This window comes from Sporichthya polymorpha DSM 43042 (genome assembly GCF_000384115.1).
Taxonomy (GTDB): Bacteria; Actinomycetota; Actinomycetes; order Sporichthyales; family Sporichthyaceae; genus Sporichthya; species Sporichthya polymorpha.
This window is the reverse complement of the sequence record NZ_KB913029.1, coordinates 3,493,724-3,518,290: the sequence shown is the minus strand read 5'-3', so window position 1 is coordinate 3,518,290 and position 24,567 is coordinate 3,493,724. Positions and strand designations below refer to the sequence as shown.

The 24,567-nt window shown below is 70.3% G+C and carries 17 protein-coding genes and 3 rRNA genes; 7 read left to right on the top strand and 13 right to left on the bottom strand.

Going from position 1 to position 24,567, the window contains the following annotated elements; translation table 11 throughout:
- Positions 1–8 precede the first annotated feature (8 nt).
- Entirely contained in the window at positions 9–1,259 is a 1,251-nt protein-coding gene (locus tag SPOPO_RS30175; RefSeq protein ID WP_019876164.1) for an HD-GYP domain-containing protein, read from the bottom strand.
- A complete protein-coding gene (locus tag SPOPO_RS30170) occupies positions 1,256–2,620 on the bottom strand; it encodes an HD-GYP domain-containing protein (RefSeq protein ID WP_019876163.1) in 1,365 nt (454 codons plus the stop codon). The genes SPOPO_RS30175 and SPOPO_RS30170 overlap by 4 nt, the downstream gene beginning before the upstream one ends.
- Positions 2,621–3,066: 446 nt before the next feature.
- Between SPOPO_RS30170 and SPOPO_RS36200 the strand changes: the two genes are divergently transcribed.
- Complete coding sequence (locus tag SPOPO_RS36200) at positions 3,067–3,141, top strand: 50S ribosomal protein bL37 (RefSeq protein ID WP_483852918.1); 75 nt, start codon at positions 3,067–3,069, stop codon at positions 3,139–3,141.
- Between the two features lie 125 nt (positions 3,142–3,266).
- On the opposite strand, the gene rsrA is transcribed toward SPOPO_RS36200, so the two are convergent.
- The 3 genes from rsrA to SPOPO_RS0117085 form a co-directional block, all read right to left on the bottom strand.
- Positions 3,267–3,539, bottom strand: a complete 273-nt coding sequence (rsrA, locus tag SPOPO_RS0117095; protein WP_019876162.1) for a mycothiol system anti-sigma-R factor — start codon at positions 3,537–3,539, stop codon at positions 3,267–3,269.
- Positions 3,536–4,144, bottom strand: coding sequence for a sigma-70 family RNA polymerase sigma factor (locus tag SPOPO_RS30165; protein WP_033385091.1), 609 nt, complete (start codon positions 4,142–4,144; stop codon positions 3,536–3,538). The genes rsrA and SPOPO_RS30165 overlap by 4 nt, the downstream gene beginning before the upstream one ends.
- Before the next feature lie 173 nt (positions 4,145–4,317).
- The gene (locus SPOPO_RS0117085; protein WP_211210913.1) at positions 4,318–4,971 is read right to left on the bottom strand and encodes an alpha/beta hydrolase family protein; all 654 of its coding nucleotides are present in this window, start codon (positions 4,969–4,971) and stop codon (positions 4,318–4,320) included.
- Between the two features lie 39 nt (positions 4,972–5,010).
- Here SPOPO_RS0117085 and aroA point away from each other — a divergent pair, with 39 nt between their 5' ends.
- Genes aroA through hisN form a run of 3 tightly spaced genes read left to right on the top strand, consistent with a single transcriptional unit; the run spans position 5,011 to position 8,169 of the window.
- On the top strand, positions 5,011–6,321 hold the full coding sequence (gene aroA, locus SPOPO_RS0117075; RefSeq protein WP_019876157.1) for a 3-phosphoshikimate 1-carboxyvinyltransferase: 1,311 nt from the start codon (positions 5,011–5,013) through the stop codon (positions 6,319–6,321).
- Positions 6,322–6,368: 47 nt separating this feature from the next.
- A complete protein-coding gene (gene rsgA / locus SPOPO_RS0117070) occupies positions 6,369–7,346 on the top strand; it encodes a ribosome small subunit-dependent GTPase A (RefSeq protein ID WP_019876156.1) in 978 nt (325 codons plus the stop codon).
- A 31-nt stretch (positions 7,347–7,377) separates the two neighbouring features.
- Positions 7,378–8,169 carry a histidinol-phosphatase gene (gene hisN / locus SPOPO_RS0117065; protein WP_019876155.1) on the top strand — a complete coding sequence of 264 codons (792 nt, stop codon included), beginning with the start codon at positions 7,378–7,380 and terminating at the stop codon, positions 8,167–8,169.
- A 706-nt stretch (positions 8,170–8,875) separates the two neighbouring features.
- On the opposite strand, the gene SPOPO_RS0117055 is transcribed toward hisN, so the two are convergent.
- From SPOPO_RS0117055 to SPOPO_RS30155, 7 genes are all read right to left on the bottom strand, one after another.
- Complete coding sequence (locus tag SPOPO_RS0117055; RefSeq protein ID WP_019876154.1) at positions 8,876–9,898, bottom strand: HAD-IIA family hydrolase; 1,023 nt, start codon at positions 9,896–9,898, stop codon at positions 8,876–8,878.
- On the bottom strand, positions 9,895–10,923 hold the full coding sequence (locus SPOPO_RS30160) for a hypothetical protein (protein WP_019876152.1): 1,029 nt from the start codon (positions 10,921–10,923) through the stop codon (positions 9,895–9,897). Before SPOPO_RS30160 ends, SPOPO_RS0117055 begins: the two co-directional genes overlap by 4 nt.
- A gap of 645 nt (positions 10,924–11,568) precedes the next feature.
- Positions 11,569–11,685 (bottom strand): 5S ribosomal RNA (rrf, locus tag SPOPO_RS0117045).
- 125 nt (positions 11,686–11,810) lie between these two features.
- Positions 11,811–14,924, bottom strand: a 23S ribosomal RNA gene (locus tag SPOPO_RS0117040).
- A gap of 354 nt (positions 14,925–15,278) precedes the next feature.
- Positions 15,279–16,795: ribosomal RNA gene (locus tag SPOPO_RS0117035) — 16S ribosomal RNA — on the bottom strand.
- The 16S, 23S and 5S rRNA genes sit together here, the layout of an rRNA operon.
- Before the next feature lie 631 nt (positions 16,796–17,426).
- Positions 17,427–18,458: a CNNM domain-containing protein gene (locus tag SPOPO_RS0117030; RefSeq protein WP_019876151.1), complete on the bottom strand. Its 1,032-nt coding sequence runs from the start codon at positions 18,456–18,458 to the stop codon at positions 17,427–17,429.
- Positions 18,455–19,843, bottom strand: coding sequence for a hemolysin family protein (locus SPOPO_RS30155; protein WP_019876150.1), 1,389 nt, complete (start codon positions 19,841–19,843; stop codon positions 18,455–18,457). The genes SPOPO_RS0117030 and SPOPO_RS30155 overlap by 4 nt, the downstream gene beginning before the upstream one ends.
- Positions 19,844–19,964: 121 nt before the next feature.
- Between SPOPO_RS30155 and SPOPO_RS33010 the strand changes: the two genes are divergently transcribed.
- The 3 genes from SPOPO_RS33010 (at position 19,965) to SPOPO_RS30145 (ending at position 22,563) form a co-directional block, all read left to right on the top strand.
- Entirely contained in the window at positions 19,965–20,624 is a 660-nt protein-coding gene (locus SPOPO_RS33010) for a glycerophosphodiester phosphodiesterase (RefSeq protein WP_019876149.1), read from the top strand.
- 251 nt (positions 20,625–20,875) lie between these two features.
- Positions 20,876–21,610, top strand: coding sequence for an oxygen-binding di-iron domain-containing protein (locus SPOPO_RS0117015; protein ID WP_019876148.1), 735 nt, complete (start codon positions 20,876–20,878; stop codon positions 21,608–21,610).
- Positions 21,607–22,563, top strand: coding sequence for an alpha/beta fold hydrolase (locus SPOPO_RS30145; RefSeq protein WP_019876146.1), 957 nt, complete (start codon positions 21,607–21,609; stop codon positions 22,561–22,563). The genes SPOPO_RS0117015 and SPOPO_RS30145 overlap by 4 nt, the downstream gene beginning before the upstream one ends.
- A 40-nt stretch (positions 22,564–22,603) precedes the next feature.
- Here the strand turns inward: SPOPO_RS30145 and SPOPO_RS33005 are convergent, their stop codons facing one another.
- Positions 22,604–24,544, bottom strand: coding sequence for a S8 family peptidase (locus tag SPOPO_RS33005; protein WP_019876144.1), 1,941 nt, complete (start codon positions 24,542–24,544; stop codon positions 22,604–22,606).
- Between the last annotated feature and the right edge of the window lie 23 nt (positions 24,545–24,567).

Here is a 24,567-nt window from a genome sequence, read left to right as displayed (position 1 = left end):
GCGCCCGCTCAGACCGAGCTCTTCAGGGACCGCTCGACCACGCGGGACAGCGCCGCGACGACGCGCGGGTCGTACTCGTAGGCCATGCCGAGGCGCAGCCGCTCCAGGGCGTCGAGGCGGACCCGGGACGACGTCGACTCACCGACCAGGTCGTCGAAGGCGTTCGCGGCCTTGATCACCGACGCCCCGAGCGGGAGCGTCGGGTCCATCGCCTCGTGCGGACGCCGGTACGGCTCGGTCGAGCGCTCCACCATGTCGGCGACCCGGTCCAGCACGCCGGTGGCGCGGATGACGCGGGCGCCCTCCTCCGCGATCCGGCGCTGCTCCCCGGCGTCGACCATGATCGTCGCGCCGCCCGGGATCGGCTCGGCGAGCGAGAGCTGCCCGAGGTCGTGCATCAGCGCCGCGTACTCCAGGTCGCGCAGGTCGTCGCCGGCGAGGCCGAGCTCGCGGCCGACCGCGAGCGCGAGCTCGCTGACCCGGCGCGCGTGGCCGGTCTCGGTGTACCCGCCGAGCTCGGTGACGCGGGACAGCGATCGGACGGTCTGCAGGTAGGTCTCGCGGATCGCGACGAAGCGGCGGAAGGAGAACTGGGTCAGCAGCAGCGGGGCGCAGAAGACCGGGATCGCCCACAGGTCCATGACGCCGACCGCGAGCGCGATCAACATCCCGGTGGCGCCGATCGCCGAGCCGATGCTCAGCTCGGTGCGGAGCTCGTCCCGCCACGTCGCCCCGAGCCGGGCTCGCTCGGTCGAGGCCCGGCTCAGGGCCGCGAGCAGGGCGTCCAGGATCAGGACCCCCAGCAGCACGCCGATCATCACCGCGGCCAGCCCCGGGCCGGGGTCCAGCCCCACCGCGTCGGGGTCCACCACCGGTCGGAAGGCCGCGGCCGCGGCCGCGACGACGAGCAGGCGCCGCGCCGCGTCCTCCAGCCCGACGACCCGGCCGGCCGCGGCGTGCGGCAACCCGCCGACGAGGATCCCGATCGCGGCGACCGCGACGACCTGGGACGCCCCGTGCTCGGCCGGGGTGCCGGCGACCTCGGGCAGCAGGCAGTAGGCCAGCGCGCCGGCGACGCCGAGCGGGGCGGCGTCCCGCTCCCCCGGCAGCGTCAGGCGGACGAGTTCGCCGAAGCCGACGAAGGCGGCGAACGCCAGGGCCACCCATGGGTCGACGACCCCGACGGCGGCCGTGTGCGCGACCGCGGCGACGACGACGACCGCCGCGACCGGGATCAGCGGCCCGACGTGCGACCTCACCGGTCCTCCCGGATCGGCCGGGCCACCGGCGGCGGCATCGGGGCGGAGGTCGGGTCGTCGTGGTCGTAGCGGACGGCGGGCGTCGCGGCGCCGGCGGCGGGCTCGGGCACCTCGGCGGCGGTCCAGCCGTACTCGGCGATCGCGGCGGCGAAGGCCTCGACCATCCGGGCGTCGAAGTGGGTCCCGATGCACCGCTCGAGCTCGGCCATCGCCTCCGCGGTCCGGCGAGCCGGCCGGTAGGAGCGGGTGGACGTCATCGCGTCGAACGCGTCGGCGACCGAGATGACCCGAGCGAACTCGGGGATCTGATCGCCCTTCAGGCCCATCGGGTAACCGCGCCCGTCGACCCGCTCGTGGTGGTGCATGATCCCGTCGTAGGCCTCGCGCAGGAACTCGATCTCGCGCACCATCTCGACGCCCCGGACCGGGTGCAGCGCGATGATCTGCAGCTCCTCCGGCGAGAGCGGTCCGTCCTTCTGCAGCAGGCGGGTCGGGACCCCGAGCTTGCCCATGTCGTGCAGCAGACCGGCGAAGCGGACGAGCTCCACCCGGTCCTCGGACATGTTCAGCCGGCGGGCGATCAGCTCGGCGCCGGTGGACACGCGCTCGGAATGGCCGCGGGTGTACAGGTCCTTCGTCTCCACGGCGGCGACCAGAGTGCGGACGGTGCGCTCGTACGCCTCCCGCTCCGCGGCGTACTGGCCGAACGCCCACCGGGCGACGAGCAGGGGCAGCAGGACGAGGACCGCGGCCAGCGCACCGACCTCGGTGCTCCACAGCACCGCCATCATCAGGCCGAACAGCCCGTAGAGCAGGTAGCCGACCAGACCGGTCGACAGGGTGGTCCGCAGGCCGTGCGCGAACGGCACGCCCTGAGCCAGGGTCAGAACGCCGGCCACGAGTCCGGCGTTGACCGCGCAGTAGACGGCGGTCGTCGCGACGACGACGAGCAGGACGAGCGGGAAGTCGTCGCTACCGAGCTTCTCCTGGCCGCCGAGGGCCGTGTAGACCACTCCGGCGCAGGCAGCGGAGACCGCGAGCTCGGCGGCGTTGAACAGCCGCTTGACCAACGGCGGCCGCGACGGCTGGTAGGCGGCGCTGGCCAGCGAGACGATCGCGGCGCCCGCCGGCCCGAGCAGGATCACGGCGGCGAGCGACACCGGGAAGCTCGCGGACAGCGTCACCCCACGGCCGCGGCCGAGGGAGACGGTGGACAGGGGGTCGAGCACGGCGAACAGCAGGCCGATGACGACCAGGGCCACCGGATCGGTTCCGGTGACGATCACGGTGGACGCGGCCGCGAGGGCCGCGACACACACCGCGACGACGTAGATCCGCGCACGCCAGGGAAGAGCCGACATCTCCTCCCCGTCCCGTTGGCCGAACCGATTCGGACTCTAACCCCGAATCGCCCGTCGGGAAGGGTGCGGATCTCACTTTCCGGCTGTTACTTCGGTGGGTTCAGCCCCACTTCCAGTTCTCCTCGCGCATGACGACCGACACCTCCTTCCGGGGCTCGGAACCGGGCACGTCTGACCGCGCATTGCGGTGGGTTCCTACTCCCACTTGGCGGTGGAGCCGGCCGACAGGAACTGCTCGAGAACGGAGCGGAGCTTGCCCATGGAATTGCCCTCTCTACGGCCGAGAACCTCCGGACGGCTCTCGGAGTTGATCTTGAGAACGTTCGCACATCAAGACGCCGAATAGGAGCCTTGGATCGCCCGAACGGGTTGCGGATACCCGCGCCTCGTTGCGCCAGACATCCGTGGGACGATGGCTACCGAACCGAGGACGAAATGAGGTCTCCATGGGCAAGAAGGCTCGGCGCCGCAAGGCCCGGAAGAAGTCGAAGTCGAATCACGGTCGGCGTCCCAACGCCTGAGGCCGAACCAACACGCGAAAGGCCCCTGCCGCAATGGCGGCAGGGGCCTTCGTGACTTATTGGAGTGGAGTGTCACTCATTCGTCGGCGACGGTTCGTGCGACATTCACCGGACGGTGAGATTCGTCAATCCTCGACGGTGATTTGTACCTGTACCTCGCGGATACGAATCATCACCTTCGACCGCAGGTCCTGCGGCGGCGTCTCGCACCCGCAGCTGCGCTTCACGACGTCCTTGACGAGCTGGTCGAGCCCGAACTCCCGCAGGCACGGCTCGCACTCGTCGAGGTGCTCCTGGATCCTCGTGCAGTCCGCCTGATCGAGCTCGTTGTCGAGAAACTCGGCCACGCGCGCGATGACGTCCGCGCAGGAGGTGAAGTGAGGCAGGCCGGACGTCATGACGCTTCTCCCGTGCCATTGGTGTCGCCGGCCGGGACCAGACCCCGATCGCGGGCGTAGTCGGCGAGCAGGTCCCGCAGCTGGCGGCGACCCCGGTGCAGCCGCGACATCACGGTGCCGATCGGCGTGCCCATGATCTCGGCGATCTCCTTGTACGCGAACCCCTCGACGTCGGCGAGGTAGACCGCGATCCGGAAGTCCTCGGGCAGCTCCTGCAGCGCGTCCTTGACGTCCGAGTCGGGCAGGTGCTCCAGCGCCTCGACCTCGGCCGACTTCAGGCCCGACGACGTGTGCGACTCCGCTCGCGCGAGCTGCCAGTCCTCGATGTCCTCGGTACCACTCTGCTTCGGCTCCCGCTGCTTCTTGCGGTAGGAGTTGATGAAGGTGTTGGTGAGAATGCGGTAGAGCCAGGCCTTGAGGTTCGTGCCTTCCTCGAACTGGTGGAACGAGGCGAAGGCCTTCGCGAACGTCTCCTGCACCAGGTCCTCGGCGTCGGCGGGGTTGCGCGTCATGCGCATCGCGGCGGCGTAGAGCTGGTCCAGGAACGGCAGCGCGTCGCGCTCGAAGCGCCCCACACGCTGCTCCTGGGTCTCCGTAGCGGTCATCGCCTGCGAGCCTATGCCACCCCGGTCGGGGTGTGGACGGCATGCAGGGCGATCGAGCACGGCGGCGGTCATGCGGGCCTCCTTCTGCTCAGCACAACCACCGCGGCCCGGGAGGGATTCCCCGTGGCGCTCGCCCACGTTCAACAAGGGGTGTCACCCCTTGTTGAACGGGCCTACCGGCGATCGAGCCAGGCGGCGACCCCGGCGACGATCAGCTCCAGCGCCCCCGCCTGCCCCAGCCCCGACCGGGCGGGCACCTTGAAGCCGTGGTCGGCGTCGGGGACCTCGACGATCTCGGTCCCGGGCGGGAACTCGGGCGGGCCGCCGAAGCTGTCCTTGGCCCCCTGCACGACCAGCGTGGGGACGCCGGCCCCCGTGAGCTCGTCGACGCGGCTGCGCTCGGGCCGCCCGGGCGGGTGCAACGGGAACGACAGGGCGAGGACGGCGGTGGCCCCGACGGCGGTGGCGGTCCGGCAGGCCACCCGGGCGCCCGCGGAGCGGCCCCCGACGACCAGGCGCGGGGTCAGCAGGCCCTCGGCCCGCAGATCGGCCAGCACGGCCGTCCAGGCGACGTCGAGCGTCGCCGGCGGAGACGCCACCTTGCGGCCGGCCAGCCGCCAGGGCTGCTCGACGAGCACGACCGTCGTCCCGCGCTCCGGGAGGGCGGCCGCCAGCGCCTGCAGGTCGCGCGCGTTCGTGCCGCCACCGGCGCCGTGACCGAGCACGAGGGTGCGCGCGGCGCGCTTCCGCCCGCGTGTGACGGCGGGGAACACCTCGGCGCTCGCCGGCCCGACCGGGGTCTCGATCCTCCGCACTGGCTCCGGCACCGGCCGACCTCCCGAACTCGCCGACTACGCTCACGCACTGTGACAGCTCACGGTGCCGAGGGGCTCTGGGCGGCTCCGCTCGCGGCGGGGCCGGTCTCGGCGACCGTGCAGGTGCCCGGGTCGAAGTCCATCACCAACCGCGCGCTGCTGCTCGCCGCCCTCGCCGACGGACCCAGCACGATCCGGCGGCCGCTGCGCTCCCGCGACACCGACCTGATGCTCCGCGCCGTCCGCGCCCTGGGCACCACCGTGCGCGAGGAGCCCGGGGCGGGCACCGGCCCGGACTGGGTCGTCGAACCGCAGCCGCTGCGCGGCCCCGCGGCGGTCGACTGCGGGCTCGCCGGCACCGTGATGCGTTTCGTCCCGCCGGTCGCGGTGCTCGCCGACGGCGAGATCGCCTTCGACGGCGACCCGCGCGCCCGGGAACGCCCGATGGGCCCGGTGCTGGAGGCGCTGCGTCACCTCGGCGCGGGCATCACCGTCGCCGGCGGCGGGCCGGACCGGTTGCCGTTCACGGTCGCCGGCCGCGGCTCCCTGCCCGGCGGCAACGTGCAGATCGACGCCTCGGCGTCCTCGCAGTTCGTCTCCGGGCTCCTGCTGGCGGCCCCGCGCTACGACAAGGGCGTCGACGTCGTGCACGTCGGTCCGCCGGTCCCGTCGCTGCCGCACATCCGCATGACGATTCTGATGCTCCGTCAGGCGGGCGTGGACGTCGAGGACGAGACGCCGCAGCGGTGGCGCGTGGGCCCGGGCCCGATCCGCGCCCGGGACCTCGACGTCGAACCCGACCTGTCCAACGCGGCCCCGTTCCTGGCCGCCGCGCTCGTCACCGGCGGCGAGGTGACGGTGGCCGGGTGGCCGTCGACCACGACGCAGCCGGGCGACTCCCTGCGCGACCTGCTGGCCCGCATGGGTGCGGAGTGCCGGCTCGGCCGTTCCGGCCTGGTCGTCCGCGGCCGGGGTCGGATCCTCGGCATCGACGCGGATCTGCGCGAGGTCAGCGAACTCGCGCCGACGATCGCCGCCGTCGCCGCGCTCGCCGACACCCCGAGCACCCTGCGCGGCATCGGGCACATGCGTGGGCACGAGACGGACCGCCTCGCGGCGCTCGCGACCGAGATCAACAACCTCGGCGGCGACGTCTCCGAGACCCGCGACGGGCTCCGCGTCCACCCGCGTCCGCTGCACGGCGGCGTCTTCCGCACCTACGCCGACCACCGCATGGCGACGACCGGCGCCCTTCTCGGCCTGGTCGTGTCCGGGATCCAGGTCGAGGACGTCGGCACGACCGCGAAGACGCTGCCCGAGTTCGTCGACCTCTGGACCGGGATGCTCGGGGGCGCAGGCTGAACGACCGACGGAACCCACGTCCGGCCCGTCGCTTCGACGAGGACGACGTGCGGGTGCGGCCCGGGCGCGGAAGTCGCCCCCGCAGCCGGCTGCGTCCCCGGCACGACGAGGCGGTCGACGGGCGCGTGATCACCGTCGACCGGGGCCGGTTCACCGTGCGCCTCGACTCCCCCGGCAGGGGCCCGTCCGTGGTCGGTGCGGTGAAGGCGCGCGAACTCGGCCGGCGCGGGATCGCGGTCGGCGACCGCGTCGCCCTGGTCGGTGACCTGTCCGGCGGTCCGGACTCCCTCGCCCGCATCGTGCGCCTGCACGAGCGCACCTCGGTCCTGCGGCGCACGGCCGACGACACCGACCCCGTCGAGCGCGTCCTGGTCGCGAACGCCGATCAGCTCGTCGTCGTGGTCGCGCTCGCCGACCCGCAGCCGCAGGCGCGCCTCATCGACCGCTGCCTGGTCGCGGCCTACGACGCCGGTCTGGAACCCCTGCTCTGCCTGACGAAGGCCGACCTCGCCTCCCCCGACGAGCTGCTCGCGACCTACGCGGCGCTGGACCCGCCGTACGTGGTCACGACGCGTGGCGAGGAGCCCGCGGCGCTGCGCGAGCATCTGCGCGACCGCGTCAGCGTGCTGGTGGGCTCCTCCGGCGTCGGCAAGTCGACGCTGGTCAACGCCCTGGTACCCGGCACCGACCGCGAGACCGGGGTGGTCAACGCGGTCACCGGCCGCGGCCGGCACACCTCGAGCTCGGCGGTCGCGCTCGAGCTCCCCGAGGGCGGCTGGGTCATCGACACCCCGGGCGTGCGCAGCTTCGGGCTCGCCCACGTCACGCCGGACCGCATCCTGAGCGCGTTCACCGACCTGCTCCCGGGCACGGCCGAGTGCCCGCGCGGCTGCACCCACGACGAACCCGACTGCGGCCTCGACCAGTGGGTCGCCGGCGGGCACGCCGACCCCGCGCGACTGGACTCGCTGCGCCGCCTGCTCTCGGTGCCGCAGCGCGGCGACGAGGCGGACCCCACGACCTGACGAAACGTCAGCCCCGCTACGGTGTCGAGTGATGAGCGATTTCCAGGACAAGTACGCGGACGATCTGAGTCTCGCCCTCTCCCTCGCCGACGCTGCGGACGCGATCACCACCGCCCGGTTCCGCGCCCTCGACCTGCGGATCGAGTCGAAGCCCGACCTGACCCCGGTCACCGACGCCGACCGCGACACCGAGCAGCACCTGCGGGACCTGCTCGCCGACGCGCGACCCGTCGACGCGGTCCACGGCGAGGAGTTCGGGGACGCCGGTTCCGGCGCCCGCCGCTGGGTGATCGATCCGATCGACGGCACGAAGAACTTCGTGCGCGGCGTCCCGGTCTGGGCGACGCTGATCGCGCTCATGGACGGCGACGACGTCGTCGTCGGCGTGGTCTCGGCCCCCGCGCTCGGCCGGCGCTGGTGGGCGAGCGCGGGTGGCGGCGCCTGGACGCGCAGCGGTGCGGCGGAGCCGGCGCGCTGCCAGGTCTCCGCGGTCGCGACGCTCGCCGACGCGTCGCTGTCGTACTCGAGCCTGTCCGGCTGGGAGGAGCGCGGCCTGCTGCCGGGGTTCCTCGACCTGACCCGCGCGTGCTGGCGGACGCGGGCGTACGGGGACTTCTGGTCCTACGTGCTGCTCGCGGAGGGGACGGTCGACCTGGCCGCGGAACCCGAGGTCGCGTTGCACGACCTCGCCCCGCTCGCGCTGATCGTGTCCGAGGCCGGCGGGACGTTCACCGACGTCTCCGGACGGCCGGGCCCGGACGGCGGCAGTGCGGTCGCGACCAACGGCCTCCTCCACAGCGCGGTCCTCGCCCACCTGACGTAGGCGAGCACGAACGGCGCCGACCACAACGCGGCCAGGTCGAACCAGCCGTAGCCGCCGGCCGCCCCGCTGGGCGGGTTGCCGATCGGGATCAGCCCGGTCGGGTCGTGCGTCGACCACGTCCACGTCCCGGCCCAGGTGCCGACGAGCTCCAGGTAGGTGACGATCGCGAAGGCGCCGAGGTACAGCGTCTGCGACCGGCCGAACCAGCAGAACCCGACCAGGCAGAGATACCAGAAGGCGCCGAGGACGTCGGTCTGCTCGGCCAGGAACAGACCCCAGCCCGCGAACGCGCCGCCGGCGAGGACGACGCCGGCCCGGAGACGGCGGTGGTGCCGGTGCACCCAGGCCGTGCGGCCGAGCGCGAGCGCGCAGAGGTAGACCAGCCCGTGCCCCGGCGGCACGTACGCGGGGACGTTGTCGAGGCGGTAGGTGTAGACGCCGAGCAGCGGCGAGAACGTGTACTCGACCGCGGTCGCGAACGCGACGACCACCCCGACCTGGGCGCGGACGAGCGCGCTCTCCCCCGCCAGGAAACCCAGCAGCAGCGCCCACGTCGCGAGCCCGAACAGCCGCTGGGTCGCCAGACCGCCGTCGCCGAGCACACCGTCGAGGACACCGCCGAGGGCACCGTCGAGCACACTGCCGCCGTCCGCGCAGAGGACGAGCGCGGTCCAGGCGAAGACCGTCGCCGCGATCAGTCCGTTCCTCACACGGAGCCCGCCGCCAGGCGCACCACGACCTCGGAGGTGTCGACGTCCCCCGGGAACGACCAGGTGGCCACGCAGGCGACGCGCAACGCGTCGACCGGGTCTCCCTCCCCGCTCAACCGCAGGCGTCCGCCCGACACCCGGGCCGTCCAGCCGCCGAGCGCGGCGCCCCCACCGGCGGCGTCCACGTCGGGGTGCGCCGTGAGCAGCCCCCGCAGATCGGCCGCGAGGTAGGTGGGTCGACGGGTCGGCGGCGCGGCGAGCAGGTCGGCGGCCCCGGTCACGCCGGTGAGCACGAGCAGGCTGTCGGTGCCGGCGCGCACGGCGCCCTCGATGTCGGTGTCGAGCCGGTCGCCCACGATCAGCGGACGCTGCGCCGCGACGCGGTCGATCGACTCCCGGTGCAGGGCGAGCTCGGGCTTGCCGGCGACGAGTGGCTCGGCCCCGCTCGCGAGGCGGATGACGTTCACGAGCGTCCCGTTGCCCGGGCCGATGCCTCGCGGGGTCGGGATGGTGAGGTCGGTGTTGCTCGCGACCCACGGCAGGCCGGCGCGCACGGCGAACGTGCCTTCGGCGAGCGCCCGCCAGTCGACGGTCGGGTGGTACCCCTGCACGACGGCGCTGGGTCCGTCGTCGGCGGACCGCACCGGACGCAGACCCCGTTCGAGCAGCGCGTCCTCCAGCGCGTCCCCGCCGACCACCAGCACGGCCGAACCCGGGGCGACCAGCCCCGCGACCAGCCGCGCGGCCGCCTGCGCCGAGGTCGCGACCTCCGACGCGTCCGCCGTGACGCCGAGGTCCGTGAGGTGCTCCGCCACCGCCTTGGGTGAGCGCGAGGCGTTGTTGGTGACGAACGCGAGCCGCATCCCCCGCGCCCGCGCCGCGGTCAGGCTCTCCGCCGCGTGCGGCACCGCGTGCGGGCCGATGTAGACGACCCCGTCGAGGTCCAGCAGCCCGGCGTCGTACCGCTCGACGAGCGGCTCCGCACATCCCGCGGCGAGCGGCACCCCGGCGGCCGTCACGCGCCCTCCCGGCGCGATCCCCCGCTGTCGTCGGAGAAGAACAACGCGATCTGGCTGAACTCCTCCTCCGCCGCCGCCGGCTCCGCGGCCGGCGCAGCGGGCTCCTCGACCGGCGCCTCCGCCACGGTCTCGGGCTCCACCACGGCCTCGGGCTCCACCACGGCCTCGGGCTCCACCACGGCCTCGGGCTCCACCACGGCCTCGGGCTCGGGCGTCGGCTCCGGAGTCGGCTCCGCCACCGGCTCCACGACCACGGGCGCGGCGACCTCGACGACCGGCTCGACGACCGACTCGACGACCGGCTCGTCGATTTCACCCTCGTCGAACTCCTCGCCCTCCTCGTCGGGCAGGAAGACGATCCCGTCGAGCTCGGCGACCCGCTCCGCGGCGTCGGTCAGCCCCTCGGGGTCGGCGTCGGCGGCGCGGCCGTACCAGACCCGGGCCTCGTCGTCGCGCCCGACGGCCTCGAGCGCGGCGGCGTAGGCGAACTTCAGCCGGGCCGACCACTCCGAGGGCCGAGGGTCCGTCAGTTCCGGACTCTGCAACGTCACCACGGCGGCGTCGAGCTGACCGAGGTCGCTCCGTGCACCGGCCGCCACGATACGCATCTCAACCTTGCCGGCCTTGCTGAGCTTCGCGACCTCGGGCGCCGCGGCCATCTGGAGAGCCTTCTCGGGCCGTCCCAGCGCGCGCTCGCAGTCGGCCATCATCGGCCAGTGCTCCTGGTCGCCGGAGATCCGTCGCGCGGCGCGCAGCTCAGCGAGCGCCTCGGCGTACTTCTCGCAGCGGTAGGCGGCGATCCCGAACGCCTCGCGGATGACGGCCACGCGCGGCCCGTGCTTGCGCGCCGCTTCGGCGTGCGCGTACGCGGCCTCCGGCTCCTCGTCGAGCAGCCGCGCCACCATCACCAGGTGCTTCGCCGCCGACTCGGCCGCCTCCGCGCGCAACGTCGACAGCTCGCGCACCACCGCCTTGTCGAGCTCGGCGCCGGTGACGTCCGCATCGACGGGCGGACCCGTCGGCACCGGCGGACCGGTCCGACCTTCAGGGCGTGCAGCCCGTGGACGGTCAGGGCGAGGCCCACGCGCGCCGTCGGGCCGCGCACCGCGGGGATTGGTCGGACGCGCTCCCCGCGCGGATTCCGCATGGGAATCCGGCCGGCCCGAGCGCGGAGCGTCCGAGCGCGAATTACGCGGAGAATCGGAACGGGAATTACGCGGAGAATCAGGGCGCGAACTACGCGGAGAATCAGGGCGCGAACTACGCGGAGAATCGGAACGGGAATTTCGCGGAGAATCAGGGCGCCGCTCACCCCGCGGGGCATCGCCCTCGGGCCTCGGCTTTCGTGGGCCGTCGAAGCGCGGCTTGTTCTCGCCGGCGCGCGGCTTGTTCCCGCCGGCACGCGGACCGTCGGCGTTCCGGGTCGAGTCGGAGCCGGGACGTGGAGTGCGGCCGGGCTTGCGGTCGCCCGTGGCCTTTCCCGGAGGTTTTCCGGTCGGGCGCTGCCCCTGGCCCTGAGGCCCGTTGCCGCGCCGGGCGCCACCGCCCGGCTTCCCGCCTCCGCGGGCCGGGCCGTCATTCGCAGCCACTACGACTCCTCGATCTCACAACTCGACATCCCCGTTAAGCGATAAGGGCCACCCCGCTGGGGTGGCCCTTATCGAAAGAATGTCCGGCGGCGTCCTACTCTCCCACACCGTCTCCAGTGCAGTACCATCGGCGCTGAGGGGCTTAGCTTCCGGGTTCGGAATGGAGCCGGGCGTTTCCCCCTCGCTATGACCGCCGAAACTCTATTGAGATGTATGGGCGCTCTCCTCAAACTTCGAGGGAGCGGCGACCGTATCTCGGGAACCGCACAGTGGACGCGTAGCAAAATTCTCGATCTCACGCCGTTGCCGGCGGAGAAGAGTGAGTGGTCAAGTCCTCGGCCTATTAGTACCGGTCAGCTTCACACGTTGCCGTGCTTCCACATCCGGCCTATCAACCCAGTCGTCTAGCTGGGGGCCTTACCAGGTTAACCCTGTGGGAGACCTCATCTTGAAGCGAGCTTCCCGCTTAGATGCTTTCAGCGGTTATCCCTTCCGAACGTAGCTAACCAGCCGTGCTCCTGGCGGAACAACTGGCACACCAGAGGTTCGTCCGTCCCGGTCCTCTCGTACTAGGGACAGCCCTTCTCAAGTCTCCTGCGCGCACAGCGGATAGGGACCGAACTGTCTCACGACGTTCTAAACCCAGCTCGCGTACCGCTTTAATGGGCGAACAGCCCAACCCTTGGGACCTACTCCAGCCCCAGGATGCGACGAGCCGACATCGAGGTGCCAAACCATGCCGTCGATATGGACTCTTGGGCAAGATCAGCCTGTTATCCCCGGGGTACCTTTTATCCGTTGAGCGACGGCGCTTCCACAAGCCACCGCCGGATCACTAGTCCCAGCTTTCGCTCCTGCTCGACATGTCTGTCTCACAGTCAAGCTCCCTTGTGCACTTGCACTCGACACCTGATTGCCAACCAGGCTGAGGGAACCTTTGGGCGCCTCCGTTACATTTTGGGAGGCAACCGCCCCAGTTAAACTACCCATCAGGCACTGTCCCTGATCCGGATCACGGACCGAGGTTAGATAATCAGTACGATCAGAGTGGTATTTCAACGTTGACTCCACCCGAACTGGCGTCCGAGCTTCACAGTCTCCCACCTATCCTACACAAACCGAACCAATCACCAATACCAAACTATAGTAAAGGTCCCGGGGTCTTTCCGTCCTGCTGCGCGTAACGAGCATCTTTACTCGTAGTGCAATTTCGCCGGGCCTGTGGTTGAGACAGTCGAGAAGTCGTTACGCCATTCGTGCAGGTCGGAACTTACCCGACAAGGAATTTCGCTACCTTAGGATGGTTATAGTTACCACCGCCGTTTACTGGCGCTTAAGTTCTGAGCTTCGCCCCGAAAGGCTAACCCGTCCCCTTAACGTTCCAGCACCGGGCAGGCGTCAGTCCGTATACATCGTCTTGCGACTTCGCACGGACCTGTGTTTTTAGTAAACAGTCGCTTCTCGCTGGTCTCTGCGGCCGTACGGAGCTCAGGGAGTAAATCCCATCACCCCACGCGGCCCCCCTTCTCCCGAAGTTACGGGGGTATTTTGCCTAGTTCCTTAACCACAGTTCGCCCGATCGCCTTGGTATTCTCTACCTGACCACCTGAGTCGGTTTGGGGTACGGGCCGCCATGACACTCGCTAGAGGCTTTTCTCGGCAGCATAGGATTATCCACTTCGCCTTACGGCTCGGCATCAGGTCTCAGGCTGTGTGAGATGCGGATTTGCCTACATCTCGCCCTACACCCTTACCCCGGGACAACCATCGCCCGGGTTGGACTACCTTCCTGCGTCACCCCATTGCTTGCCTACTACCGAATTGGGTCGCCGTCTCCACCATTGACTCCGAAGAGTCGCCGGCTTCAAGGGCTTAGCATCAACGGGTTCGGCATTGGCGCGTCATAGCGGGTACGGGAATATCAACCCGTTGTCCATCGACTACGCCTGTCGGCCTCGCCTTAGGTCCCGACTTACCCTGGGCGGATTAGCCTGGCCCAGGAACCCTTGGTCATTCGGCGGAAGGGTTTCTCACCCTTCTTTCGCTACTCATGCCTGCATTCTCACTCGTGTGGCGTCCACGGCTGGGTCACCCCGCCGCTTCACTCGCCACACGACGCTCCCCTACCCATCCAGCCACCTGGACCACGAAGGCCTGGCTAACGGCTGAATGACACAGCTTCGGCGGTGTGCTTGAGCCCCGCTACATTGTCGGCGCGGAATCACTTGACCAGTGAGCTATTACGCACTCTTTCAAGGGTGGCTGCTTCTAAGCCAACCTCCTGGTTGTCTCTGCAACTCCACATCCTTTCCCACTTAGCACACGCTTAGGGGCCTTAGCTGGTGTTCTGGGCTGTTTCCCTCTCGACTACGGAGCTTATCCCCCGCAGTCTCACTGCCACGCTCTCACTTACCGGCATTCGGAGTTTGGCTGATTTCAGTAAGCTTGTGGGCCCCCTAGACCATCCAGTGCTCTACCTCCGGCAAGAAACACGTGACGCTGCACCTAAATGCATTTCGGGGAGAACCAGCTATCACGGAGTTTGATTGGCCTTTCACCCCTACCCACAGCTCATCCCCCAGGTTTTCAACCCTGGTGGGTTCGGTCCTCCACGCGGTCTTACCCGCGCTTCAACCTGGCCATGGGTAGATCACTCCGCTTCGGGTCTAGAGCATGCGACTATGGCGCCCTATTCGGACTCGCTTTCGCTACGGCTTCCCCACACGGGTTAACCTCGCCACACACTGCTAACTCGCAGGCTCATTCTTCAAAAGGCACGCGGTGACGGCCGTACAGCAAGCTGTACGACGACGCTCCCACGGCTTGTAGGCACACGGTTTCAGGTACTATTTCACTCCCCTCCCGGGGTACTTTTCACCTTTCCCTCACGGTACTTGTCCGCTATCGGTCACCAGGGAGTATTTAGGCTTAGCGGGTGGTCCCGCCGGATTCACACGGGATTTCTCGGGCCCCGTGCTACTTGGGATATCACTCCGGAGTCACAAACATTTCGGTTACAGGGGTGTTACCTTCTGTGCCGGCCCTTTCGCATGGCCTTCACCTATGAATGTGATTTCTTACTCCGTGTCAGACCGGCAGATCTGACCGAATGGTCCCACAACCCCGGATACGCAACGCCTGCCGGCTATCACACGTATCTGGTTTGGCCTGTTCCGCGTTCGCTCGCCACTACTGACGGAATCACTGTTGTTTTCTCTTCCTGTGGGTACTGAGATGTTTCACTTCCCCACGTTCCCTCCGACTGCCCTATGTGTTCAGGCAGTGGTGACAGGACATGACTCCTGCCGGGTTTCCCCATTCGGAAATCCTCGGATCACAGCTCGGTTGGCAGCTCCCCGAGGCTTATCGCAGCCTCCTACGTCCTTCTTCGGCTCCTGGTGCCAAGGCATCCACCGTGCGCCCTTACTAACTTGGCCACAAAGATAAGATGCTCGCGTCCACTGTGCAGTTCTCAAGGTACGGGCGATCCCGCCGGCTTCCTCGCCGTGTACTCCGACCTGCGGAGCCTTACGTGCGTGCCTGGCGGCCCGAAAAGGAGTGGGTGAAGACCCGCCCCTTCAGGACCCAACAGCGTGCCTGGGCCGGCTTCCTCTCCGACGCCCGTTCCACTCCTCGCGCTGCACGAGGCAGAGCGGGGTTGTACTTGGGGGTTGGTGAGGTCACCGGCCGACTGGTCAATGTTCCACCCTTGAGCAAACCACCGTGGGACGTGCGCCCACTGAAGTGGCTCTGGCCGGCCACCCAAGGGGTGGTCGGCAGATGCTCCTTAGAAAGGAGGTGATCCAGCCGCACCTTCCGGTACGGCTACCTTGTTACGACTTCGTCCCAATCGCCAGTCCCACCTTCGACGGCTCCCTCCACAAGGGTTGGGCCACCGGCTTCGGGTGTTACCGACTTTCGTGACGTGACGGGCGGTGTGTACAAGGCCCGGGAACGTATTCACCGCAGCGTTGCTGATCTGCGATTACTAGCGACTCCGACTTCATGGGGTCGAGTTGCAGACCCCAATCCGAACTGAGACCGGCTTTTTGGGATTCGCTCCACCTTGCGGTATCGCAGCCCTTTGTACCGGCCATTGTAGCATGTGTGCAGCCCAAGACATAAGGGGCATGATGATTTGACGTCATCCCCACCTTCCTCCGAGTTGACCCCGGCAGTCTCCTATGAGTCCCCGCCATTACGCGCTGGCAACATAGAACGAGGGTTGCGCTCGTTGCGGGACTTAACCCAACATCTCACGACACGAGCTGACGACAACCATGCACCACCTGTATACCGCCCTTGCGGACCTGACATCTCTGCCAGTTTTCGGTATATGTCAAGCCTTGGTAAGGTTCTTCGCGTTGCGTCGAATTAAGCCACATGCTCCGCCGCTTGTGCGGGCCCCCGTCAATTCCTTTGAGTTTTAGCCTTGCGGCCGTACTCCCCAGGCGGGGCGCTTAATGCGTTAGCTGCGGCACGGAGATCGTGGAAAGATCCCCACACCTAGCGCCCAACGTTTACGGCGTGGACTACCAGGGTATCTAATCCTGTTCGCTCCCCACGCTTTCGCTCCTCAGCGTCAGTATCGGTCCAGAGACCCGCCTTCGCCACCGGTGTTCCTCCTGATATCTGCGCATTTCACCGCTACACCAGGAATTCCAGTCTCCCCTACCGCACTCTAGCTAGCCCGTATCCACTGCAGGCTCGGGGTTGAGCCCCGAGTTTTCACAGCAGACGTGACAAGCCGCCTACGAGCTCTTTACGCCCAATAATTCCGGACAACGCTTGCACCCTACGTATTACCGCGGCTGCTGGCACGTAGTTAGCCGGTGCTTCTTCTGCAGGTACCGTCACTTGCGCTTCGTCCCTGCTGAAAGAGGTTTACGACCCGAAGGCCTTCGTCCCTCACGCGGCGTCGCTGCGTCAGGCTTTCGCCCATTGCGCAATATTCCCCACTGCTGCCTCCCGTAGGAGTCTGGGCCGTGTCTCAGTCCCAGTGTGGCCGGTCGCCCTCTCAGGCCGGCTACCCGTCGTCGCCTTGGTAGGCCGTTACCCCACCAACAAGCTGATAGGCCGCGGGCCCATCCCTAGCCGAAAAACTTTCCACACCGAGCGATGCCGCTCGGTGTCATATCCGGTATTAGCTCCGGTTTCCCGGAGTTATCCCAGAGCTAGGGGCAGGTTGCCCACGTGTTACTCACCCGTTCGCCACTGATCCCCACCCGAAGGTGGTTCACCGTTCGACTTGCATGTGTTAAGCACGCCGCCAGCGTTCGTCCTGAGCCAGGATCAAACTCTCCGTTGATGTCTTTTAGTTGTGGCTTCCCGGCGAAGGGGAGCCACTGACACAACAAAGTGTCCTGGCAGTCGAGATCTGACCCACTGACGAAGTCAGCTCGACAACCAAAGGAATCCGTTTTCGCTTCAGATCACCAGGGCCGGATGGACCTGGAAGAGCCTGAAGCCAACGGGGTTATTTGGCATTGACTTTCGGCACGCTGTTGAGTTCTCAAGTTGCGGATGCTCACCGAGTTCGGTCTCTCGACCGGCGTCAGGGCAACTCGCCTAACCTACACATCGATTGGATTGCCGTCAAATTGGCGACTTCCCAATCCCTCCTCGCGCGCCGAAAAATGACCGGCTCCGGTTTTCCCGGATCGGTCTGGCGACGTTCGGGGAGGTTCACCCTGCGGACCGGCCACCGAGACCCGGTGTCCGTTGCTCCGTGCGGGGCGACGTCGAGAACATTAGGGGGGCCCTCCGGGGGAGTCAAATCGGGAAGCCCGTTTCCGGTGTGACGCGTGTCGTGCGGCGCGTTTGCGCAGGTCAGAGGCCACTTCTCGAGATCATTCAGCTGACGGATCGTCAGCGTTTCGGAGCTCGACACCGCGCCCGGGGCGCCGATCCGGGCCCTGGACACCGACGAGAATTTCGGGTTAAGCCGGACGAGTCGGGGCGCCGGCCCGGATCAGGGCGACGACGACGTCGTCGAGGGTCAGCACTCCCTCGACTCCCCCGGCCCCGACGACGGTGGCCATCGGGGCGCGATCGCCCCGCAGCTGGGCCAGGACGTCGGGCAGGGGGGTGTCCGACGCGACCGAGGGCATCGGGCGGACGGCGGGCGCGATCGGGACGCCGCCACCGAGGTCGCCCGCGACGAGCAGGTCCTTGGCGTGGACGTAGCCGACCGGGACGCCGGCGCCGTCGAGCACCGGGAACCGCATGTGCCGGGTGCGGGCGGCCAGGGCCTCGAGTTCGGCCGCGGACGCGCCCTCGGCGAGCGTGTGGAGGCGGTCGCGCGGTATTCGGACGTCCGCAGCGGTCATCGACGTGAAGTCGAGGGCGCGGGCCATCCGCCCGTACTCCTCGTCGTCGATCAGTCCCTCGCGGTGGGACTCGGCGGCGATCTCCGCGACCTCGTGCAGGCCGTAGGCGCTGTCCACGTGGTCGGACGGGCGGATCCGCAGCGCCCACATCACCCCCGCCGCCATGCCGCGGACCAGGGCGAGCACCACCGAGAAGGCGCGCGAGAACGTCGCGAGCGGTGGCCCGAGCAGGACCGCGGCGCGGTCGGGCAGGGCGAGGGTGAAGTTCTTCGGGACCATCTCGCCGATCAGGACGTGCGCCAGCACGACCAGCAGCAGCGCGACGGAGAACGCGACCGGATGGACCGCCCCGTGCGGCAGGCCCGCGTCCTCGATCGGGCCCTCCAGCAGGTGCGCGATCGCGGGTTCGGCGAGGGCGCCCAGGCCGACCGAGCAGATCGTGATTCCCAGCTGGGCGCCGGCCATCATCTGCGGCAGGCGGTCCATCGCGGCGAGCGTCCGGACGGCCCGCCGGGAGCCGGCGTTGGCGGCCGGCTCGACCTGCGAACGCCGGGCCGAGACGAGGGCGAACGAGGCGCCGACGAAGAACGCGTTGGCCAGCAGCAGCACGACGGCGGCGACGATGCCCCACGTCCCACTCATGAACGCGCCCCCTCACGGCCGGCCGGCGTTGCGCCCGACGCGTCGCCGGGGTCGGGCGGCGCGTCGGGGTCGACCGGCTCGGCCGGCCGGATCTCGACGCGGTCGACCCGGCGCCCGTCCATCGCGACGACGGTGAGCTCGACGTCCGCGACCGTCACGGAGTCCCCCGCGTCGGGCACGCGGCCGAGCGTCGCGAGGACGAGGCCGCCGAGGGTCTCGTAGACGATCCCGCCGTCGGGGATCTCGACGCCGGTGAGCTCGCGCACCTCGTCGGGCCGGAGCAGGCCGGAGACCACCCACGGCTCGCCCGGGTCGTGGGGACCGTTCTCGGGCTCCCCGCCGCTGTCGGGGTCGTGCTCGTCGATCACGTCGCCGACCAGCTCCTCGACCAGGTCCTCGAGGCTGACGACGCCGTCCAGGCCGCCGAACTCGTCGAGCACGATCGCGAGCTGGGCGGACTCCCCCAGCAGGCCCGCGAGCAGGTCGTCGACCGGCAGGACGGACGGCACCAGGTGCGGTTCGGTGGCGATCCGGCCCACCGGGGTCGTGTCCCGCGCCGCCGCGGGGACGGCGAGGGCGTCGAAGAGGCTGACGACGCCGCGGACGTCGTCCACGGTCGCGCCGACCACCGGGTAGCGGGTGCGGCCGGTCTCGCGGGCGGTCTCCAGCAGCTCGGTGACCGTCGCCGTGGCCGGCACGGTGGAGACGCGCGTTCGCGGGGTCATCACGTCGGAGGCGCGCAGGTCGTCGAAGGTGAGGACCTTGCGCAGCAGGTCCGCGGTGGGCTCCTGGAGCGTCCCCTGCTCGGCCGAACGCTGGACGAGGAACACCAGCTCCTCGGGGTTACGGGCGTGTGCGAGCTCCTCGGTCGGCTCCACGCCGCACGCGCGGACCACGCGGTTGGCGACGACGTTCAGGCCGCCCGACAGCGGCTTGGTCGCCAGCGTGAAGATCCGGATCGGGCGTTGGACGAAGCGCGATACCCGTTCGGGGTGGGCGAGCGCGATGTACTGCGGCACGAGTTCGCCGAGCACCATCGTCACGATCGTCGCGAGCGTGAGCGCGATCACCGCGCCGAGGCCCTCGGCCGCCTTCTGGGACAGGCCCGCGTCGGTGAGCGGGCCGTCGAGCAGCTCGGAGATCGCGGGTTCGGCGAGGAAGCCGATCGCGAGGTTGGTCAGCGTGATGCCGACCTGGGCGCCGGACAGCTGCGTCGTCAGCCCCTGCAGCGCGGCGAGGACGCCCTTGGCGCCGCCGTCACCGGCGCGGGCCTTCTGCTCGATCGCCGTGCGGTTGACCGAGAGGAAGGAGAACTCGGCGGCGACGAACACCCCGCAGGCCAGGACGAGGGCGAAGGCAGCCAACAGCGCGAGCGTCTCGTTCACGCCGCGTGCTCGCCTCCCGTGCCACGACCCGGATCCCGGGTGCAAGTCTGTCCTACCCGGTCGTCCCGCACGCGCGGCGCGCGGGACGACGGCGGATCTCACCCCTCGCGGAGGTTGCCCAGTGCTCGCGATCGCCCACCGGACCCCACCCGCCCCCACGGGCATCGCCGCGCTCGTCGCGGCCGGGGCGACGGTGTTCGAGATCGACGTCCAGGAGATCGGGGGCGAACTCGTCTGCTCGCACTTCCTGCCGGTCTCGCCCCTGCTCCCCCGGCTGCGCCGGGACCGGGTCCGGTTCACGGTGCGCCGGCGGGGGCCGTCGGAGGTGGCACTCGCCGCAACGGTGGCCGCCCTGCCCCCGGAGGCGGAGGTGCTGATCGACCTCAAGGTCGACCGGGGGGCGGCCGCGCACGCGCTGGTCGAGCGGCTGGTCGAGGTCGGCCCGGACCCCGCGCGGTGCTACGCGAGCACGAAGGGCTGGGAGACCCTGTCCGCGCTCGCGGCGGGGGGCTACCGGACCTGGCGGACGATCGGCGACCCCGCGGCGCTGCGGGCCGCACTGGAGATGGACCGGATCCCGGACTACGCCGTCACGGTGAAACACGGCCTGCTCACCGCGCAGGTCCTGGCCGCCCTGCGGGACCGCGTCGACCGCGTCATGTGCTGGACCGTCAACGACGTCGCCCGGGCGCGCATGCTGATCGACCTCGGCGTCGACGGCATCACCTCGGACTCGCTCGACGTCCTGCGGCTGGTCGGGACGCACGGCCGGCACGCCTGAACCCGCGCGCCTGAGCCCGAAGAAGAGCTGCTCCCGGGCCGAGGCCCGGGAGCAGCAGGTCCGCCGTGGCGCGATGGTCGCCTCGCGGCGCGCGGCACGAACGCGGCCCCAGCCGAACTGGGTTCCCGCGACGGCCTCTCTAGTTGGGACCCGGGGACACATGGCGCGCCCGTGCGGACCTGGGTCCAGACTAATGGCGCTGCGACCGCGAGTGAGCCCAATCGCCCAGGAGGGGCGGCCAGGAGGGCACCATGGAGAGCACGCCCGGCACCACCATCGACGAGATCGCCGACCGGATCTACCGGATCGCCACGTTCGTCCCCGAGATCGGGCCGACCGGCTTCACGTTCAACCAGTTCCTGATCGACGCGGACGAACCCGCGCTGTTCCACACCGGCCCGCGCGGGATGTTCCCGCTGGTGACGGCCGCGATCGAGACCGTGCGTCCGGTCGCCGAGCTGCGGTGGATCACGTTCGGGCACCTCGAGGCCGACGAGAGCGGGGCCATGAACAGCTTCCTGGGGGCGGCGCCCCGGGCCCAGGTCGCGCACGGCGCGCTCGGGTGCATGGTCTCGCTCAACGACCTGTGCGACCGGGAGCCGCGTCCGCTGGCCGACGGCGAGGTCCTCGACCTCGGCGGGCGGCGCCTGCGCCACCTCGACACCCCGCACGTGCCGCACGGGTGGGACGCGCGGGTCCTCTACGAGGAGGAGACCGGGACGCTGTTCTGCGGCGACCTGTTCTCCCACCTCGGCAGCGGGCCCGCCGTCGTCTCGTCCGACGTCGTCGAGCCGGCCGACCAGGCCGAGACGATGTTCGCCTCGACCTGCCTGACCCCGGCCACGGCGCCGACGATCCGCCGGCTGGCCGAACTCGAGCCGCGGACGCTCGCGATCATGCACGGCTCGTCCTTCACCGGGGACTGCGCCGGGGCCCTGCGCGAGCTCGCGGACCGGTACGCCACCCGGCTCGCCGCCGCCGGGTGAGGCAACGCTTCGAGGTTCACGCCCCGCACGGGGTCCGGCTGGCGGCCTGGGCCGAGGGACCGGCCGAGCGTCCTGCCGTGCTGCTCGTGCACGGCTACCCGGACACGCACCGGGTCTGGGACGTCGTGGCCGACGCGCTGGCGGCGGACTGGCGCGTGCTGCGGTACGACGTGCGTGGGGCGGGCGAGTCCGACCGGCCGGCGGACCGGGAGGCCTACGCGCTGTCCGCGCTGGTCGCGGATGCGCGCGCCGTGGTCGCGGCGGCCGGCGTTCCCGGGCGCGTCCACCTGGTCGGGCACGACTGGGGGTCGATCACCGGCTGGGACGCGGTCACCGCACCGGACGCCGCGGAGTGGATCGCCTCGTACACGACGGTGTCCGGACCCGGGCTGGACCAGGTCGCCGCCTGGACGCGGGCGCGGTGGAGCCACCCGACCCCGCGGCAGCTGGCGCCGCTGCTGCGGCAGCAGGCCCGCTCCTGGTACGTCGGGATGTTCCAGGTCCCGAAGCTGCCCGAAATCGCCTGGCGCCGGACGCTCGGGCCGCGGTGGGTGCGGCGCCTCCGGCGCACGGAGGACATCCCGCCGGCCGCGGTCCACGTCGCGCCGACGCTCACCGAGGACGCGGTCGCCGGCCTCAACCTCTACCGGGCGAACCTGCCGACCCGCCTCGGCCGCCGCACCCGCCGCGACCCGCAGCCGGCGGCGGTGCCCGTGCAGTTCGTCGTCCCGCTGCAGGACCGCTACGTCAGCCCCACCCTCGCCGCCGCCGGCCTCGACTCCGCCGACGCGGCGTGGTGGCGCACGATCGACACCGGGCACTGGGGCGCCCTGCTGACCTCCGGCTCCCGCCTCGCGACCTGGGTGGACGAGTTCGCCCGCTACGTCGACGGCGGCCCCGAGACCGCCGGCCTCGCCGCGACGAAGGTGCTGCGGGACCGGCCCGCCGGCTGACCGCCGGCTGCCCGCCGGCTGATCGCGTACTGACTGGTCGTCAGGAGATCGACGCCCAGCCGTCGACGTCGATCCGCTGGCCCTTCGCCGCCTTGCGCTTGGTGCCGAGGGCCACGATCTTCACTGTGTGCTTCCCGGCCTTGAGGCCGTGCACGTAGAAGGCGGTCCGGCGCGAGGTGGACGACTTCGAGTACAGGTCGATCACCGCGATCCTCCTCCCGTCGACGTACACCGCGGCCTTGCCCCGGTTGCGGGCCATCGTCGCGATCCAGCTCGCCGACGTGCCGGTGAACGTGAACGTCGCCGTCCCGCCCTTGCGGCTGGTCTGCTTCACCGAGCCGCCGAGGGCGGCGGAGCTCCGCGCGGTCTTCCACTTCCCGGCCTTCGGGAACGTGGCCCCGCTGGTCTGGGAGCGCACGGCGAGGGACCGCGTCGGGCCGGTCACCCAGTCCCCCAGGTTGCCGGCCGCGTCGGTGAGGCGGATCCGGAAGCGCAGCGCCTTCGTCGCCGGGACCCGGATCGTGGCGGCGGTGGAACGGGGCGAGGGCAGCGCGATTTCCGTCCAGGTGTTGCCGCCGTCCCGGCTCACCTGCAGCTGCGAGCCGCCGAGCTTGTCACCCTCCGGGTCGAAGACGTCCGCCGCGGTGACGCGGACGGGTACCGCTCCGGCGGCGGTGACCTGACCACCCGTCAGCGCGGGCACGGGCCCCCGCGAGGTCGGGCCGCGGTTGGCGAGGCCGCCGAGCGCAGGCGCGTAGAGCAGCTTGTTCGGCGAGCCCGATCCGATCTTGGAGAGGACGCCCGAGGTCGCGGTCGACACGATCGCCTCGCGCACCTGGGCGGGCGTCGCGCCCGGGAAGCGTTCCAGGTGGAGGGCGGCGGCCCCGGCCACGTGCGGGGCGGCCATCGAGGTTCCGGACAGCGTGAACGTCGCGGAGTCCGAGGCGTTGTCGGCGGACCTGATCGCCGCGCCCGGGGCCCAGACGTCCACGCAGGAACCGGCGTTGGAGAACGACGCGCGCTGGTCGTCGGCGGTCGTCGCGCCCACGGTGATGACCTCGCCCACCCGGGCCGGCGAGGGCGTGCAGGCGTTCCCGCCCTGGTTGCCGGCGGCCGCGACCACCGGGATGCCGGCGGCGACGGCGGCCGTGACCGCCGCGTCGATCGCTGCGGACCCGTTGTCCTGGCCCAGGCTCATGTTGATGACGGCGTTGCGCGGGAGGCTCGTCAGTTGCTCGACCACCCAGTCGATCCCGTCGACGAGGTTGATCGCGCTCCCCCCGCCGGAGCACCCGAGGACGCGGACCGGCACGAGCGTCACGTCCTTGGCGACGCCGAAGGTCCGCCCGCCGACCGTCGCCGCGGTGTGCGTGCCGTGGCCGTTGCAGTCCTCGGTGCCGCGGCTGTCCGAGATCACGGAGTACCCCGTGCCGATGCGTCCGGTGAACTCCCGGTGCGTACTGCGGATGCCGGTGTCGACGACGAAGACGGTGACGCCGCGGCCGGTCGCCTCGTAGCCGTACCGGTTGTCGAGGCGGCGCGGGCGCTGGTCGACGCGGTCGAGGCCCCACGACGGGACCGGGGTCTGGGTCGCCGCGACCTGCAGGGTGCGGTCGGGTTCGACGAAGCGGATCGCGGCGTCGGCCCTGACCGCGGTCAGCGCGGCCTTGGGCAGGGTCGCTCCGAAGCCCTTCAGCGCCTGGGTGTACTCGGCGTGGATGCGCCCGCCCTTCGCGACGGCCATCCGCTGGACCTCACGGATGTGGTCGAGGTCGGTCCCCCGCTGAAAGACCACCAGGTACCGGTCCGGGATGCGCTCGCCGCCACCGCCCTCGCCGGCCGCCACCTCGGGGGTCGCCGGGTTCGGGCCGTCGCCCGCGACCGCGGGCAGAGCCGACGACCCCACGGCCACCACCGTGCTCAGCGCGACCACCGACGCCCGCCGGGCCCACGCCGAGCACCCGATCCGACGCTCCGCCATCCGGACTCCCCCCGTCCGTCTCA